The sequence below is a fragment of the Burkholderiales bacterium genome (assembly GCA_035543335.1).
Lineage (GTDB): Bacteria > Pseudomonadota > Gammaproteobacteria > Burkholderiales > JAHFRG01 > JAHFRG01.
On record DASZZH010000024.1, the window covers coordinates 1 to 15662 of the forward strand.

General features: G+C 59.0%; 13 protein-coding genes and 1 tRNA gene. All 14 read left to right on the forward strand.

Annotated elements, in window-relative coordinates:
* On the forward strand, window positions 1-141 hold a 141-nt coding region (locus VHE58_04975), incomplete at its 5' end, for an elongation factor Tu (GenBank protein ID HVS26633.1).
* A 111-nt stretch (window positions 142-252) separates the two neighbouring features.
* A tRNA-Trp gene (locus tag VHE58_04980) sits at window positions 253-328 on the forward strand.
* A 43-nt stretch (window positions 329-371) separates the two neighbouring features.
* Window positions 372-719 (forward strand): preprotein translocase subunit SecE, encoded by a 348-nt coding sequence (gene secE / locus VHE58_04985; GenBank protein ID HVS26634.1) that lies wholly within the window; start codon window positions 372-374, stop codon window positions 717-719.
* Complete coding sequence (gene nusG / locus VHE58_04990; GenBank protein HVS26635.1) at window positions 719-1252, forward strand: transcription termination/antitermination protein NusG; 534 nt, start codon at window positions 719-721, stop codon at window positions 1250-1252. Before secE ends, nusG begins: the two co-directional genes overlap by 1 nt.
* Window positions 1253-1381: 129 nt before the next feature.
* Window positions 1382-1813, forward strand: a complete 432-nt coding sequence (gene rplK / locus VHE58_04995) for a 50S ribosomal protein L11 (protein HVS26636.1) — start codon at window positions 1382-1384, stop codon at window positions 1811-1813.
* Window position 1814: 1 nt separating this feature from the next.
* Window positions 1815-2501 carry a 50S ribosomal protein L1 gene (gene rplA / locus VHE58_05000; protein HVS26637.1) on the forward strand — a complete coding sequence of 229 codons (687 nt, stop codon included), beginning with the start codon at window positions 1815-1817 and terminating at the stop codon, window positions 2499-2501.
* A gap of 378 nt (window positions 2502-2879) precedes the next feature.
* Window positions 2880-3404, forward strand: a complete 525-nt coding sequence (rplJ, locus tag VHE58_05005; GenBank protein ID HVS26638.1) for a 50S ribosomal protein L10 — start codon at window positions 2880-2882, stop codon at window positions 3402-3404.
* Window positions 3405-3447: 43 nt separating this feature from the next.
* The gene (gene rplL / locus VHE58_05010) at window positions 3448-3828 is read left to right on the forward strand and encodes a 50S ribosomal protein L7/L12 (protein ID HVS26639.1); all 381 of its coding nucleotides are present in this window, start codon (window positions 3448-3450) and stop codon (window positions 3826-3828) included.
* A gap of 138 nt (window positions 3829-3966) precedes the next feature.
* Window positions 3967-8040 (forward strand): DNA-directed RNA polymerase subunit beta, encoded by a 4074-nt coding sequence (rpoB, locus tag VHE58_05015; GenBank protein HVS26640.1) that lies wholly within the window; start codon window positions 3967-3969, stop codon window positions 8038-8040.
* A 118-nt stretch (window positions 8041-8158) separates the two neighbouring features.
* Entirely contained in the window at window positions 8159-12394 is a 4236-nt protein-coding gene (gene rpoC / locus VHE58_05020) for a DNA-directed RNA polymerase subunit beta' (GenBank protein ID HVS26641.1), read from the forward strand.
* An 87-nt stretch (window positions 12395-12481) separates the two neighbouring features.
* Complete coding sequence (gene rpsL, locus VHE58_05025) at window positions 12482-12859, forward strand: 30S ribosomal protein S12 (GenBank protein ID HVS26642.1); 378 nt, start codon at window positions 12482-12484, stop codon at window positions 12857-12859.
* 43 nt (window positions 12860-12902) lie between these two features.
* The gene (gene rpsG, locus VHE58_05030) at window positions 12903-13373 is read left to right on the forward strand and encodes a 30S ribosomal protein S7 (GenBank protein HVS26643.1); all 471 of its coding nucleotides are present in this window, start codon (window positions 12903-12905) and stop codon (window positions 13371-13373) included.
* Window positions 13374-13403: 30 nt separating this feature from the next.
* Window positions 13404-15515, forward strand: a complete 2112-nt coding sequence (gene fusA / locus VHE58_05035; protein HVS26644.1) for an elongation factor G — start codon at window positions 13404-13406, stop codon at window positions 15513-15515.
* A 12-nt stretch (window positions 15516-15527) separates the two neighbouring features.
* Window positions 15528-15662, forward strand: a 135-nt coding sequence (locus VHE58_05040) for a GTP-binding protein (protein HVS26645.1), incomplete at its 3' end; no start/stop codon positions are given.

Genomic DNA, 15662 nt, shown 5'->3' on the forward strand with positions numbered 1-15662 from the left:
GAGATGGTGATGCCGGGGGACAACGTCTCCGTCACGGTGCAGTTGATTGCCCCGATTGCGATGGAGGAGGGCTTGCGCTTTGCCATTCGCGAAGGCGGCCGCACCGTGGGCGCCGGCGTGGTGGCGAAAATTATTGAGTAAGTGCAAGAGTGAATGAAGTGAAAGGGTGAATGAAGTGAAGAGGTAGCAGGTGCCGCTGAGACCGGTTTTGCTCCTTCACTCATTCACCTCATTCGCTCCTTCACCGATTTTAGGCCAGTAGCTCAATTGGCAGAGCGTCGGTCTCCAAAACCGAAGGTTGGGGGTTCGAGACCCTCCTGGCCTGCCAGGATTGGCGGGACATACAAGCGAGAGCCGGGGTAATTGAAAACATGGCAGACAAGATCAAACTGGCGGCGGCGCTGCTTCTGGTCGCTGCAGGGATAGCCGGTTATTACTATCTGGCGGATAGCGCGACCATCATTCGCATCGCGCCCATCCTGGTTGGGCTGGGGCTGGCGGCGGCGATTACCTGGTTTACCGCTCCCGGCAAGCAGTTTTATGCCTTCAGTCAGGAAGCGGTCGAAGAAACCAAAAAAGTGGTGTGGCCGACGCGCAAGGAAACTTTGCAGGTGACCGGCGTGGTTTTCCTGTTCGTGGTAGTGATGGCATTGTTCCTGTGGGGGGTGGATGCCGTCTTGCTGTGGGCGGTGAGATTGCTGATGGGGCGAAGCGAATAATGGCGAAACGGTGGTTCGTGGTTCATGCTTATTCGGGCTTTGAGAAAAGCGTGCAGCGTGCGCTTACCGATCGTATCCAGCGTTCCGGCATGCAGGACAAGTTCGGGCAGATTCTGGTGCCGGTAGAAGAAGTGGTGGAGATGAAAAGCGGCCAGAAAAGCATTTCCGAGCGTAAGTTTTTCCCTGGCTATGTGCTGGTAGAGATGGAAATGACCGACGAAACTTGGCATCTGGTAAAAAGTACGCCGAAAGTTACCGGCTTTGTCGGCGGCAGCGCCAACAAGCCCACGCCCATCAGCGAAAAGGAAGTGCAGAACATCCTGCAGCAGATCCAGGAGGGCGTGGAGAAACCCAAGCCCAAGGTGTTGTTCGAAATCGGCGAAGTCGTGCGCGTGAGGGAAGGACCGTTCAATGATTTCCACGGCAACGTTGAGAATGTGAATTACGACAAGAGCAAGTTGCGCGTGTCCGTCTCGATTTTCGGCCGCTCCACGCCGGTCGAGCTGGATTTTGGACAGGTTGAAAAAGCGTGAACGAGTGAACAAGTGAACGAGTGAATAAGTGGCACGGACACGGTTTTTCCCGTTCACTTGTTCACCCGTTCACCAATTTTTGGGGAGGGACAGCGCGTCCCGTTCGGACCCGTTTTAAGGAGCAAGCATATGGCAAAGAAAATCGTCGGCTTCATCAAGCTGCAAGTTCCGGCGGGCAAGGCCAATCCCAGCCCGCCCATCGGTCCCGCGCTCGGCCAGAGAGGACTCAACATCATGGAATTCTGCAAGGCGTTCAACGCCGCCACGCAGAAAATGGAACCTGGCCTGCCGGTGCCGGTAGTGATCACCGCCTACCAGGACAAGAGCTTCACCTTCGTGATGAAGACGCCGCCCGCGTCGGTGCTTATCCTGAAAGCGGCGAAAATTGAAAAAGGCAGCCCGCGTCCGCACACCGACAAGGTAGGCAAGATCACGCGCGCCCAGGCCGAAGAAATCGCCAAGATGAAAATGCCCGATTTGACCGCAGCCGGCCTGGATGCCGCGTTGCACACCATCGCCGGCAGCGCGCGCAGCATGGGCGTGGAAGTCGAGGGGGTGTGACATGACGTCCAAACGTTACAAGCTGATTACTTCCAAGATTGATCGCAACAAGCCTTATGCGCTGCCCGACGCGCTGAAGATGGTCAAGCAAACCGCCACCGCCAAATTCGACGAGTCGGTTGACGTATCCATCAATCTCGGCGTGGATATCAAGAAATCCGACCAGCAGGTGCGCGGTTCGGTGGTGCTGCCCGCCGGCACCGGCAAGAAAGTGCGTATCGCGGTGTTTGCGCAGGGCGACAAGGCCAAGCAGGCGAAGGACGCCGGCGCCGACATCGTCGGTTTTGAAGATCTTGCCGAGCAAATCAAGGGCGGCAAGATTGATTTTGATGTGGCGATCGCCTCGCCCGATGCGATGCGTATCGTCGGTCAGTTGGGCCAGATTCTCGGCCCGCGCGGGCTGATGCCCAACCCCAAGGTGGGGACAGTGTCCGCCGACGTCGCTGCGGCGGTGAAAAACGCCAAGGCGGGACAAGTGCAATACCGCACCGACAAGGCCGGCATCGTGCAATGCACGATCGGCCGCGCCTCGTTTACTGAGGATGCGCTGCGCCAGAATTTTCTGGCGCTGATTGAAGCGCTGAACAAGACCCGGCCTTCGGGCATCAAGGGCATCTACCTCAAGAAGATTTCCATTTCCAGCACCATGGGGGTGGGAATCCGGGTGGACCAGGCGAGCATGACATAAGGAAAAATTTTCGCGGGCGTTGCGCCCGCATGCGGGCTTTGGGGCTGGCTAATGTATCTAGGTAATCAGCCGCGCTGTCAAAGACCGTTGGGGTTGTTGAGTGAGGAGTAAGGTGTAAGGGGTGAGGAGTACAGCGCTCATTTCTTGGCTTCCTCGGGTAACTCGATGACTTACATCGGTGCAGCGGTGTGGGAACGAGGAAATGTAGGCCGTGAGGACGGGTTTTACTCCTCACACCTCACTCCTTACCCCTCACTGGCGAACGCCCAACGCAGATGGCGTACCCGACAGCAGGATTTGCATTACCTGATCGAAGGTCGCTTAAGTGAGTTTCGGTTGCGGCGACGCAGCCGGTTACAAGTCAAGGAGGGATAGGTCTTGGGTCTAAATCTTGAAGAGAAAAAGGCAGTCGTGGCCGAGGTAAGCGCCCAGCTTGCCAAGGCTCAGACCGTCATCATCGCCGAGTATCGCGGCACGGAAGTTGGTGATATGACCCGTCTACGCGCGAAAGCGCGCGTCGCGGGCGTGTATTTCCGCGTGCTTAAAAACACCTTGGCGCGCCGCGCCGTGGCGGAGACGCCGTTTGCCGGCTTGGCGGACTACATGAAGGGTCCGCTGGCCTATGGCATTTCGACCGATCCGGTGGCGGTGGCGAGAGTGCTGCATGAATTCGCCAGGGAAAACGAGAACTTCGTCATCAAGGGCGGTGCGATGGCCAACTTCGTGATGAGCGCGAAGGACGTCGTCAGCCTGGCCAAGATGCCGAGCCGCGAGGAACTGCTGGCGAAGCTTCTAGGTACGCTGCAGGCGCCGATCGCGCAATTTGTGCGGACTCTAAACGAAGTACCGGGCAAATTTGTGCGCACGCTAGCCGCCGTTCGTGACCAGCGCGTTAAGCAGTGACGGACTACGCGACTGAATCAACATTTTTTACTAGGAGAAAATCATGGCTGTTGCTAAAGCCGACATTCTGGATGCAATTGCAAATATGACGGTGCTGGAGCTCGCCGAGCTCATCAAGCAGATGGAAACGAAGTTCGGCGTGTCTGCTGCGGTTGCCGCAGCGGCGGTCGCGGCGCCGGCCGCGGATGGCGCTGCCGCCGTGGCCGAAGAGAAAACGGAATTCACCGTGATTCTCAAAACTATCGGTGACAACAAGGTCAACGTGATTAAAGTAGTGCGCGCGGTGACCGGCCTGGGTCTGAAAGAAGCCAAGGACCTGGTGGACGGTGCACCAAAGCCGGTGAAAGAAGGCGTGTCCAAAGCCGACGCCGACAATATCGTCAAGCAACTGACCGAAGTCGGCGCGACTTGTGAAATCAAGTAAGCGTGTACTTCATGGCGCGGGAAACGGGCTGGCGGGAAACCGCCAGCCTGTTGGCTTTTGTTTAAGTGCATTTTTGCATTCGGCAACGTGAAAGTTTTGTTTACACTTCGCCCCGGCGTTTAACTATCTGGAGTTGATATGAGCTACTCATTTACCGAGAAGAAACGCATCCGCAAGAGTTTTGCCAAGCGCGCCAGCGTGCTGCCGGTGCCGTTTCTTCTCGCCACGCAGCTGGATTCGTACGCTTCCTTCCTGCAGGCTGAGGTTCCGCCGGAAAAGCGCAAGAACGAAGGGCTGCAGGCCGCGTTTACTTCGATTTACCCGATCGAGAGCCACTCCAAGAACGCCCGGCTGGATTTCGTGAGCTACGCGCTGGGCACGCCGCCGTTCGACGTCAAGGAATGCCAGCAGCGGGGGCTCACCTTCGCTGCGCCGCTGCGCGCCAAGGTGCGGCTGACCATCATGGACCGGGAGGCCAGCAAGCCGTCGGTGAAGGAAGTGAAGGAACAGGAAGTGTACATGGGCGAGATTCCGCTCATGACCTTAACCGGCTCGTTCGTGATCAACGGCACCGAACGCGTCATCGTATCGCAGCTGCACCGTTCGCCCGGCGTGTTCTTCGAGCACGATCGCGGCAAGACCCACTCCTCCGGCAAACTGCTGTTCTCCGCGCGGGTGATTCCCTACCGCGGCTCGTGGCTGGATTTCGAGTTCGATCCCAAGGATTATCTGTATTTCCGCGTTGACCGCCGGCGCAAGATGCCGGTGACGACGCTATTGAAAGCCATCGGCATGACGCCGGAGCAGATTCTGGCCGAATTCTTCGCGTTCGACACTTTCCACATCAGCAAGAAGGGAATTCAATTCGAACTGGTGCCCGAGCGCATGCGCGGCGAAGTGGCGCGCTTCGACATCACCACCAGGGGCGGCAAGCTGATTGTGCCCAAGGACAAGCGCATCACGGTCAAGTATGTGCGCGAAATGGAGCAGGCCGGCTTGCAGAAAATGAGCGTGCCGCCGGAGTTCCTGACTGGGCGCGTGCTGGCGCACAACGTGGTGGACAAGGAAAGCGGCGAGATTGTCGCGCAAGCCAACGATGAAATCACCGAAATCCTGCTCAACAAATTGCAGGAAGCGCAGATCGGCAAAATCTCCACCATTTACATCAATGATCTCGATCAAGGCCCCTATATTTCGCAGACCTTGCGCGTGGACGAAAGCGCCGACCAAATCGCGGCGCAGGTGGCGATTTACCGCATGATGCGCCCCGGCGAACCGCCGACCGTAGAAGCGGTGAAAACCCTGTTCCACGGCCTGTTCTTTTCCGATGAGCGCTATGACCTTTCGGCCGTGGGGCGCATGAAATTCAACCGCCGCGTCGGGCGCAACGAGCTCAGCGGCACGAGTACGCTGTCCAACCAGGACATCGTGGATGTCATCAGGATCCTGGTGGAGCTGCGCAACGGCCGCGGCGAAATCGATGACATTGATCACTTGGGCAACCGCCGCGTGCGCTCGGTGGGGGAACTCGCGGAAAACCAGTTCCGCGCGGGACTGGTGCGCGTCGAACGCGCGGTGCGCGAGCGGCTGTCGCAGGCGGAATCGGAAAACCTGATGCCGCACGACTTGATCAACGCCAAGCCAGTGTCCGCGGCAATCCGCGAGTTCTTTGGCTCTTCCCAGCTCTCGCAGTTCATGGACCAGACCAACCCGCTTTCCGAAATCACCCACAAGCGGCGCGTGTCTGCCCTGGGGCCGGGCGGCCTCACGCGCGAGCGCGCCGGCTTCGAAGTGCGGGACGTGCATCCAACGCACTACGGCCGCGTGTGCCCGATTGAAACGCCGGAAGGCCCGAACATCGGCCTTATCAATTCGCTGGCGCTGTACGCCCGCACCAACCAGTACGGTTTCCTTGAGACGCCGTACCGCAAGGTGGTCAACGGCAAGGTGACCGACGAGATTCATTTTCTGTCAGCGATCGAGGAAGGGCAGTACGTGATCGCGCAGGCGAACGCCGCGCTCGACAAAAAGAGCAAGTTCGTGGACGAACTGGTATCCTGCCGCCATCATAACGAGTTCGCCATGTCCACGCCCGACCGCATTCAGTACATGGACGTGGCGCCGTCGCAAATCGTGTCGGTGGCGGCGTCATTGATACCGTTCCTTGAGCACGACGACGCGAATCGCGCCTTGATGGGTTCCAACATGCAGCGCCAGGCGGTGCCGTGTCTGCGCGCGGAGAAGCCCTTGGTTGGCACCGGCATCGAGCGCACCGTGGCGGTGGACTCCGGCACTGCGGTGCAGGCGCGCCGCGGCGGCGGCGTGGATTATGTGGACGCCTCGCGCATCGTGGTGCGGGTGAACGACAACGAAACCCGCGCCGGTGAAGTGGGAGTGGATATTTATAATTTGGTGAAATACACCCGCTCCAACCAAAATACCAATATCAATCAACGCCCCGTGGTCAAGGTGGGGGATGCGATTGCCCGCGGCGACGTGGTTGCCGACGGCGCATCCACCGACATCGGCGAGCTGGCGCTGGGGCAAAACCTGCTGGTCGCCTTCATGCCGTGGAACGGCTACAACTTCGAGGATTCGATTCTGATTTCCGAGAGAGTGGTGGCGAACGACCGCTTCACTTCGATTCACATCGAGGAATTGTCGGTCGTGGCGCGCGATACCAAGCTGGGGTCGGAAGAAATCACGCGCGACATTTCCAATCTTTCGGAGACGATGCTGTCGCGCCTCGATGAATCGGGCATCGTCTACATCGGCGCCGAAGTCGAGGCGGGCGATGTGCTGGTGGGTAAAGTGACGCCGAAAGGCGAAACGCAGCTCACGCCCGAGGAAAAACTGCTGCGCGCGATTTTTGGCGAGAAGGCGTCCGACGTTAAAGACACCAGCCTGCGCGTGCCGTCCGGCATGTCGGGCACGGTGATCGACGTGCAGGTGTTCACCCGCGAAGGCATCGAACGCGACAAGCGCGCCCAGCAAATCGTCGACGATGAGCTCAAGCGCTACAAGAAGGATTTGGCCGATCAGTTGCGGATTGTCGAAGACGACGCTTTCGGCCGGATCGAGCGGCTGCTGTTTGGCAAGACCGCCACTGGCGGCCCGAAGAAACTCTCCAAGGGTACCAAGCTCACCAAGTCTTATCTTGCCGAAGTGGAGCGCCATTCCTGGTTCGACATTCGTCTCGCCAACGAACAGGCGGCGCGCCAGCTTGAGCAGCTGAAGGAAAGCATCGCGCAGAAACGCAAGGAATTCGATGCCGCCTATGAGGAAAAAAAGAAGAAACTCACCAGCGGCGACGAGTTGCCGCCCGGTGTGCAGAAGATGGTGAAGGTGTATCTCGCGGTCAAGCGCCGCCTGCAGCCCGGCGACAAGGTGGCCGGCCGTCACGGCAACAAGGGCGTGATTTCCAAGATCGTGCCGGTGGAAGACATGCCGTACATGGCTGACGGCACGCCGATGGACATCGTATTGAACCCCCTGGGCGTGCCCTCGCGGATGAACGTCGGCCAGATTCTCGAAACGCATTTGGGCTGGGCGGCAAAAGGCCTCGGGCAGAAAATCGGCGAGATGCTGAAAGCGCACGCCAAGGTTTCCGACCTGCGCAAGGCGCTCAACCTGATTTACAACTCGAGCGGTAAAAGCGAGAACATCGCGGCGCTGTCCGACGAGGAAGTGATGAATCTTGCCGACAATCTCAAGGAGGGCGTGCCGTTTTCGACCCCGGTGTTTGACGGCGCTACCGAAGATGAAATCAAGAACATGCTGGAGCTGGCGGGCCTGCCGCGCTCGGGACAGATCGCGCTTTATAGCGGCCACACCGGCGAGCTCTTCGACCGTCCGGTGACCGTGGGCTATATGCACGTGATGAAGCTGCATCATCTGGTGGACGACAAGATGCACGCGCGCTCCACCGGTCCGTACAGCCTGGTCACCCAGCAGCCTTTGGGCGGCAAAGCGCAGTTCGGCGGCCAGCGCTTCGGCGAGATGGAAGTGTGGGCGCTCGAAGCCTACGGCGCGGCGTACACGCTGCAGGAAATGCTGACCGTCAAGTCCGACGATGTGTCCGGGCGCACCAAGGTCTATGAAAACATTGTCAAGGGCGAGCACAAGATCGACGCTGGCATGCCGGAGTCGTTCAACGTGCTGGTGAAGGAAATCCGCTCGCTGGCGATCGACATCGATCTGGATCGGTTTTGATTTAAACGCTCTTAACCACAACAGAGGCACAAGGCATCAACTCTGAAGATTCTCGATCTCCGTGCCGGTTAACAGGTTTTGAAGTATTGAAGCTGACGCCAAATTTTAGGAGTCGCAGATGAAAGCATTGCTGGATTTGTTCAAGCAGGTCACTCAGGAAGAAGAGTTTGACGCGATCAAAATCGGCCTCGCGTCGCCGGAAAAAATCCGATCCTGGTCGTACGGCGAAGTCAAAAAACCGGAGACCATCAATTACCGCACCTTCAAACCGGAGCGCGACGGCCTGTTCTGCGCCAAGATTTTCGGCCCGGTCAAGGACTACGAGTGCTTGTGCGGCAAGTACAAGCGCCTCAAGCACCGCGGCGTGATTTGCGAAAAATGCGGCGTGGAAGTGACCCTGTCCAAAGTGCGCCGCGAACGCATGGGGCACATCGAGCTGGCAAGCCCGGTTGCGCATATCTGGTTCCTGAAGTCGCTACCTTCGCGCCTCGGCATGGTGCTTGACATGACGCTCAGGGACATCGAGCGCGTGCTGTATTTTGAAGCCTATGTGGTGACCGACCCCGGCATGACGCCGCTTACCCGTTGCCAGCTGCTCTCCGAGGATGATTATCTCGCCAAGGTCGAAGAATATGGCGACGAGTTTTCCGCGAGCATGGGCGCGGAAGGCATACGCGCATTGCTGCGCAATCTGAATATGAATCTGGAAATTGAAAACCTGCGCAAGGAATTGGCCGCGACCGGTTCCGACAGCAAGATTAAGAAGCTCGCCAAGCGCCTCAAGGTGCTGGAAGCGTTCCACCAGTCGGGCATCAAGCCCGACTGGATGGTTATGGAAGTGCTGCCGGTGCTGCCGCCGGAGCTGCGCCCCCTGGTGCCGCTCGATGGCGGACGTTTTGCCACTTCTGATTTGAACGATTTATACCGCCGCGTCATCAACCGCAACAACCGCCTGAAGCGCCTGTTGGAGCTTAAGGCGCCGGAAATTATCGTGCGCAATGAAAAGCGCATGCTGCAGGAAGCGGTGGATTCGCTGCTCGACAACGGCCGCCGCGGCAAGGCCATGACCGGCGCCAACAAGCGCGCGCTGAAATCGCTCGCCGACATGATCAAGGGCAAGGGCGGCCGCTTCCGCCAGAACCTGCTGGGAAAACGCGTGGATTACTCCGGCCGCTCGGTGATCGTGGTCGGCCCGCAATTGAAGCTGCATCAATGCGGTCTGCCGAAGAAAATGGCGCTGGAGCTGTTCAAACCGTTCATTTTCCACAAGCTGGAAGTGCTGGGGCTTTCCACCACCATCAAGGCAGCGAAACGCCTGGTAGAAGCCGAAGTGCCGGAAGTGTGGGATATTCTCGAAGAAGTCATCCGCGAGCACCCGGTGATGCTGAACCGCGCGCCGACTTTGCATCGCTTAGGGATACAGGCGTTCGAGCCGGTGCTGATCGAGGGCAAGGCGATCCAGCTGCATCCGCTGGTGTGCGCGGCGTTCAACGCCGACTTCGACGGCGACCAGATGGCGGTGCATGTGCCTTTGTCACTCGAGGCGCAGATGGAGGCGCGCACGCTGATGCTTTCCAGCAACAATGTGCTCTCGCCTTCCAACGGCGAGCCGATCATCGTGCCGTCACAGGACATCGTGCTGGGTCTTTATTACGCCACGCGCGAGAAAATCAACGCTTGGGGCGAGGGCATGCAGTTTGCCGATGTCGCCGAAGTGTCGCGCGCTTATGATTCGCGCCAGGTTGAACTGAACGCCCGAATCAGCGTGCGCATCAAGGAATACGAGAAAGACGCCGACGGCGAATTCAAGGAAAAAATCACCCGCCATGACACGACGGTGGGGCGGGCGCTCCTATCCGACATTCTGCCGAAAGGGCTGCCGTTCGATCTCATTAATAAGCCGTTGAAAAAGAAAGAAATCTCCAAGCTGATTAACGCCAGCTTCCGCCGCTGCGGCTTACGCGAAACGGTGATTTTCGCCGACAAGCTGATGTATTCCGGCTTCACGCTGGCAACCAAGGCGGGCATCTCGATTTGCGTGGACGACATGCAGGTGCCACCGCAGAAGAACGAGATCATTTCCGCTGCGGAAAAAGAAGTGCAGGAAATCGAGGGGCAATACACTTCCGGCCTGGTCACACAAGGCGAGCGCTACAACAAGGTGGTGGACATCTGGGGCCGCGCCGGCGACGTGGTGGCGAAAGCGATGATGGAGCAGCTTGGCACCGAGCCGATAATGGAATGGGACGCCAAGAAGAACACCTGGGGCCCGATGAAGGACAAGAAGGGCAATTCGCTGAGCCAGGAATCGTTCAATTCGATTTACATGATGGCGGACTCCGGCGCGCGCGGCTCGGCGGCGCAAATCCGCCAGCTCGCCGGCATGCGCGGGCTTATGGCCAAACCAGACGGCTCGATTATCGAGACGCCGATTACCGCGAACTTCCGCGAGGGTCTCAACGTATTGCAGTACTTCATTTCCACCCACGGCGCGCGCAAGGGCCTGGCTGATACCGCCCTGAAAACCGCAAACTCGGGCTACCTGACGCGTCGCCTGGTGGACGTAACCCAGGACCTGGTGGTTATCGAAGAAGACTGCAAAACCACGCAGGGCGTGTCGATGAAGGCGCTGGTGGAAGGCGGCGAAGTGGTGGAGGCGCTGCGCGAGCGCATTCTCGGGCGCGTGGCGGCAATCGACATCCTGCATCCCGAAACCACGCAAGCCGTAATCAATGCCGGCACGCTGCTCGACGAAGATTTGCTCGAGCTGATTGAAACGCTGGGTATAGACGAAGTGAAAGTGCGCACACCGCTCACTTGCGAGACTCGCTACGGCCTGTGCGCGAAGTGTTACGGGCGTGATTTGGGCCGCGGCCAGCTGGTTAACGTAGGCGAAGCGGTGGGCGTGATTGCCGCGCAATCCATCGGCGAGCCGGGCACGCAATTGACCATGCGCACCTTCCACATCGGCGGCGCGGCTTCGCGTACCGCGGTGGTGAGCCAGGTGGATGCGAAATCCAACGGCACCGTGCGCTTCAGCTCCATCATGCGCTACGTCACCAACGCCAAGGGCGAGCAAGTGGCGATTTCGCGCAGCGGCGAGGTGCTTATCCAGGACGACAACGGCCGCGAACGCGAACGGCATAAAGTACCGTATGGCGCGACCCTCATGATTAAGGACGGCACCAAGGTGAAGGCGGGAATGGTGCTCGCCACCTGGGATCCGCACACCCGTCCCATCATCACTGAACACTCCGGTCGCATCCATTTCGAGAACGTCGAAGAAGGCGTGACGGTGGCGAAGCAAATCGACGAAGTCACCGGCCTTTCCACGCTGGTGGTGATCGATCCGAAGCGCCGTGGTGTGTCGCAAGCCAAGGGCCTGCGCCCGCAAGTGAAGCTGCTCGATGAAAAGGGCAAGGACGTGAAAATCGCCGGCACCGATTTACCGGTCAACATCACCTTCCAAATCGGCTCGATCATTACCGTGAAAGACGGGCAGCAGGTGAGCGTGGGCGAAGTGCTGGCGCGCATTTCGCAGGAAACCTCCAAGACCCGTGACATCACCGGCGGTCTGCCGCGCGTGGCCGAACTCTTCGAAGCGCGTTCGCCCAAAGATGCCGGCGTTCTGGCGGAAGTCACCGGTACGGTGTCGTTCGGCAAGGACACCAAGGGCAAGCAGCGTCTGGTGATCACCGATCTCGACGGCGTCGCGCACGAATACCTGATACCGAAGGACAAGCACGTGATGGCGCACGACGGCCAAGTGGTGAACAAGGGCGAGATTATCGTGGACGGTCCTGCCGACTCGCACGACATTCTGCGCTTGCTGGGTGTTGAAGCGCTGGCGCGCTACATTACCGACGAAGTGCAGGACGTCTACCGCTTGCAAGGCGTGAAGATCAACGACAAGCACATCGAAGTCATCGTGCGACAGATGCTGCGCCGCGTGCATATCGTGGATCCGGGCGACACTGACTTCATTCCGGGCGAGCAAGTGGAACGCGCCGAAGTGCTGGAAGAAAACGACAAGGTGGTGGCGGAAGGCAAGAAACCCGCGGTCTTCGATTACATGCTGCTCGGCATCACCAAGGCTTCGCTTTCGACCGATTCCTTCATCTCCGCGGCCTCCTTCCAGGAGACCACGCGGGTGCTGACGGAAGCGGCGATCATGGGCAAGAAGGACGAGTTGCGCGGTTTGAAGGAAAACGTGATTGTCGGCCGCCTGATTCCCGCCGGCACCGGGCTTGCCTATCACAACGCCCGCCGCAAGCAAGCGGTGGGGGCCGCGACTGAGGCACCAGCGGGTGCAGAAAGCGCGACAACCACGCAAGGAGAGGAGCACGCGGCTTGACAGGTTGTTGTTAAGTCAATAAAATCCACAGTCTTTTCGGGCGGCGCTAGACAAACGCCGTCCGTATTTTTTAGAGACGGACGTTAAATGCCGACAATCAACCAATTGGTACGCAAGCCGAGGACGGCGCAGCGCCCAAAAAGCAAGGTGCCGGCGCTGGGCAACAGCCCGCAGCGGCGCGGCGTTTGCACACGCGTGTATACGACCACGCCGAAAAAGCCCAATTCGGCGCTGCGTAAAGTGGCGAAAGTCCGGCTCACCAACGGCCATGAAGTGATCAGCTACATCGGCGGCGAAGGGCATAACCTGCAGGAGCATTCGGTGGTGCTGATTCGCGGCGGCCGCGTGAAAGACCTGCCGGGCGTGCGCTACCATATGGTGCGCGGCAGCCTGGATACCGCCGGGGTGAAGGACCGCAAGCAGGGCCGCTCCAAATACGGCGCCAAACTGGCCAAGGCCACCTGACGTTCAGACCTTATATATAGATCCTGCCCAGACAGTTAAAACCATGCCGCGACGCAGAGAAATTCTCAAGCGCAACATACTGCCCGATCCCAAGTACAGCAACCAGGATGTGGCCAAGTTTGTCAATGTGCTCATGACGCGGGGCAAAAAATCGGTCGCGGAGCGGATTATTTACGGCGCGCTGGAACAGATTGCGAAGAAGACCGGCAAGGACCCGATTGAAGTGTTCAGCCAAGCGATTTCCAATGTGCGGCCGATGGTGGAAGTGAAAAGTCGCCGCGTCGGTGGCGCCAACTACCAGGTGCCGGTGGAAGTGCGCCCGGTGCGGCGCACCGCGCTGGCGATGCGCTGGCTGCGGGACGCGGCGCGCGGCCGCGGCGAAAAATCCATGGGTGCGCGGCTGGCGAGCGAACTCGCTGAAGCGGCGGAAGGCCGTGGCGGTGCCATCAAGAAACGCGAGGAAGTGCACCGTATGGCGGAAGCCAATAAAGCCTTCTCGCATTATCGCTTCTAATCGCAGTAACCCTCTAGGATGAATTTAGCCGTGACACGCAAAACCCCCATCGAGCGCTATCGCAATATCGGCATCACCGCGCATATTGATGCCGGCAAGACCACGACCACCGAGCGCATCCTGTTTTACACCGGCGTCTCCCACAAGCTGGGCGAGGTGCATGACGGTACTACCATCATGGACTGGATGGAGCAGGAGCGCGAACGCGGCATTACCATTACCTCCGCCGCCACCACCTGCTTTTGGAAGGGCATGGATCACAACCATCCCGAGCATCGCATTAACATCATCGACACCCCGGGGCACGTGGATTTCACCATAGAAGTGGAGCGCTCACTTCGCGTCCTCGATGGCGCCTGCACCGTGTTGTGCGCGGTGGGCGGGGTGCAGCCGCAGACCGAAACCGTCTGGCGCCAGGCTAACAAATACCGCGTGCCACGCCTGGCGTTCGTCAACAAAATGGATCGCCAGGGCGCGAACTACATGCGTGTCTACGACCAGGTGAAATCCCGCCTCAAAGCCAATCCGGTTCTGATTCAACTGCCGATTGGCGCCGAGGAAAAATTCGAAGGCGTGGTCGATCTGGTGAAAATGAAGGCGATTTACTGGGACGACAGCACTCAAGGCATGAAATTCGAGATACGCGATGTCCCAGCCAATATGCTGGGGGAGTGCAAGCACTGGCGAGAGAAAATGGTGGAGTCCGCCGCCGAGGCTTCCGAAGAGCTGATGCACAAGTATCTCGAAGGAGTGGAGCTTACCGAGGAGGAAATCAGGAAAGGCCTGCGGCAACGCACCATCAACAACGAAATCGTGCCCATGCTGTGCGGTTCCGCCTTCAAGAACAAGGGCGTGCAGGCAATGCTGGACGCGGTGATAGACTATATGCCGGCGCCGGGGGACATTCCTGCGATCAAAGGCGAGCTGGAAAACGGCCAGCCCGGCGAGCGCCATGCTTCCGACGACGAGCCGTTCTCGGGGCTGGCGTTCAAGATTGCAACCGACCCCTATGTCGGGCAGTTGATTTTCTTCCGCGTCTATTCCGGCGTGGTGACCTCCGGCGACACCATTTACAACCCGATCAAGGGCAAGAAGGAACGCATCGGACGGCTATTGCAGATGCACGCCAACCAGCGCGATGAAATCAAGGAAGTGCGCGCCGGCGACATCGCCGCCGCAGTGGGGCTCAGGGAAGCGAGCACCGGCGACACGCTGTGCGACCCGGGGAAAGTCATTACGCTGGAGCGCATGGTATTCCCCGAGCCGGTGATTTCCCAGGCGGTGGAACCGAAGACCAAGGCCGACCAGGAGAAAATGGGCATCGCGCTCAATCGCCTGGCGCAGGAAGATCCCTCGTTCCGCGTGCGCACCGATGAGGAATCCGGGCAAACGATTATTTCCGGCATGGGCGAGCTGCACCTCGAAATCATCGTTGACCGCATGAAGCGCGAGTTCGGCGTGGAAGCTAGCGTGGGCAAGCCCCAGGTCGCATACCGCGAAACCATCAAGAAAATGGTGGACGACGTCGAAGGCAAGTTCATCAAGCAATCCGGCGGCCGCGGCCAATACGGCCATGTGTGGCTGAAAGTGGAGCCGAACCCGGGCAAGGGCTATGAATTTGTGGATGCCATCAAGGGCGGCGCGGTGCCGCGCGAATATATCCCCGCGGTGCAAAAGGGCCTGGTCGAGACGCTTCCCAACGGCGTGCTCGCCGGCTTTCCGGTAGTGGATGTGAAAGTCACCCTGTTTGACGGTTCCTACCACGAAGTGGATTCCAACGAAAACGCGTTCAAGATGGCGGCCTCATTCGCCTTTAAGGACGGCATGCGCAAGGCCAGTCCGACGCTGCTCGAGCCGATGATGGCGGTGGAAGTGGAGACCCCCGGCGATTTCGTCGGCAACGTGATAGGCGATTTGAGTTCGCGGCGCGGCATGGTGCAGGGTCAGGAAAACGTCGCCGGCATCATGGTCATCAAGGCCGAGGTGCCGCTGGCGGAAATGTTTGGTTATTCCACCACCTTGCGCTCGCTGACCCAGGGACGCGCCACCTACACCATGGAATTCAAGCATTATGTGGAAGCGCCGAAGCAGGTTGCGGAGGCCATCATCAATAAATTTACCGGCAAAGACGTTAAGAAATAAGAGGACATCATCATGTCAAAAGGCAAGTTTGAGCGGACCAAGCCGCACGTGAACGTGGGGACGATTGGGCATGTGGATCATGGCAAGACGACGCTGACGGCGGCGATGACCATGGTGCTGGCGAAGAAGTACGGGGGCGAAGTGAGG

Coding starts and splice junctions, on each gene's coding strand:
- secE (HVS26634.1), top strand. CDS start 372: ATGGCAGACAAGATCAAACTGGCGGCGGCGCTGCTTCTGGTCGCTGCA.
- nusG (HVS26635.1), top strand. CDS start 719: ATGGCGAAACGGTGGTTCGTGGTTCATGCTTATTCGGGCTTTGAGAAA.
- rplK (HVS26636.1), top strand. CDS start 1,382: ATGGCAAAGAAAATCGTCGGCTTCATCAAGCTGCAAGTTCCGGCGGGC.
- rplA (HVS26637.1), top strand. CDS start 1,815: ATGACGTCCAAACGTTACAAGCTGATTACTTCCAAGATTGATCGCAAC.
- rplL (HVS26639.1), top strand. CDS start 3,448: ATGGCTGTTGCTAAAGCCGACATTCTGGATGCAATTGCAAATATGACG.
- rpoB (HVS26640.1), top strand. CDS start 3,967: ATGAGCTACTCATTTACCGAGAAGAAACGCATCCGCAAGAGTTTTGCC.
- rpoC (HVS26641.1), top strand. CDS start 8,159: ATGAAAGCATTGCTGGATTTGTTCAAGCAGGTCACTCAGGAAGAAGAG.
- rpsL (HVS26642.1), top strand. CDS start 12,482: ATGCCGACAATCAACCAATTGGTACGCAAGCCGAGGACGGCGCAGCGC.
- rpsG (HVS26643.1), top strand. CDS start 12,903: ATGCCGCGACGCAGAGAAATTCTCAAGCGCAACATACTGCCCGATCCC.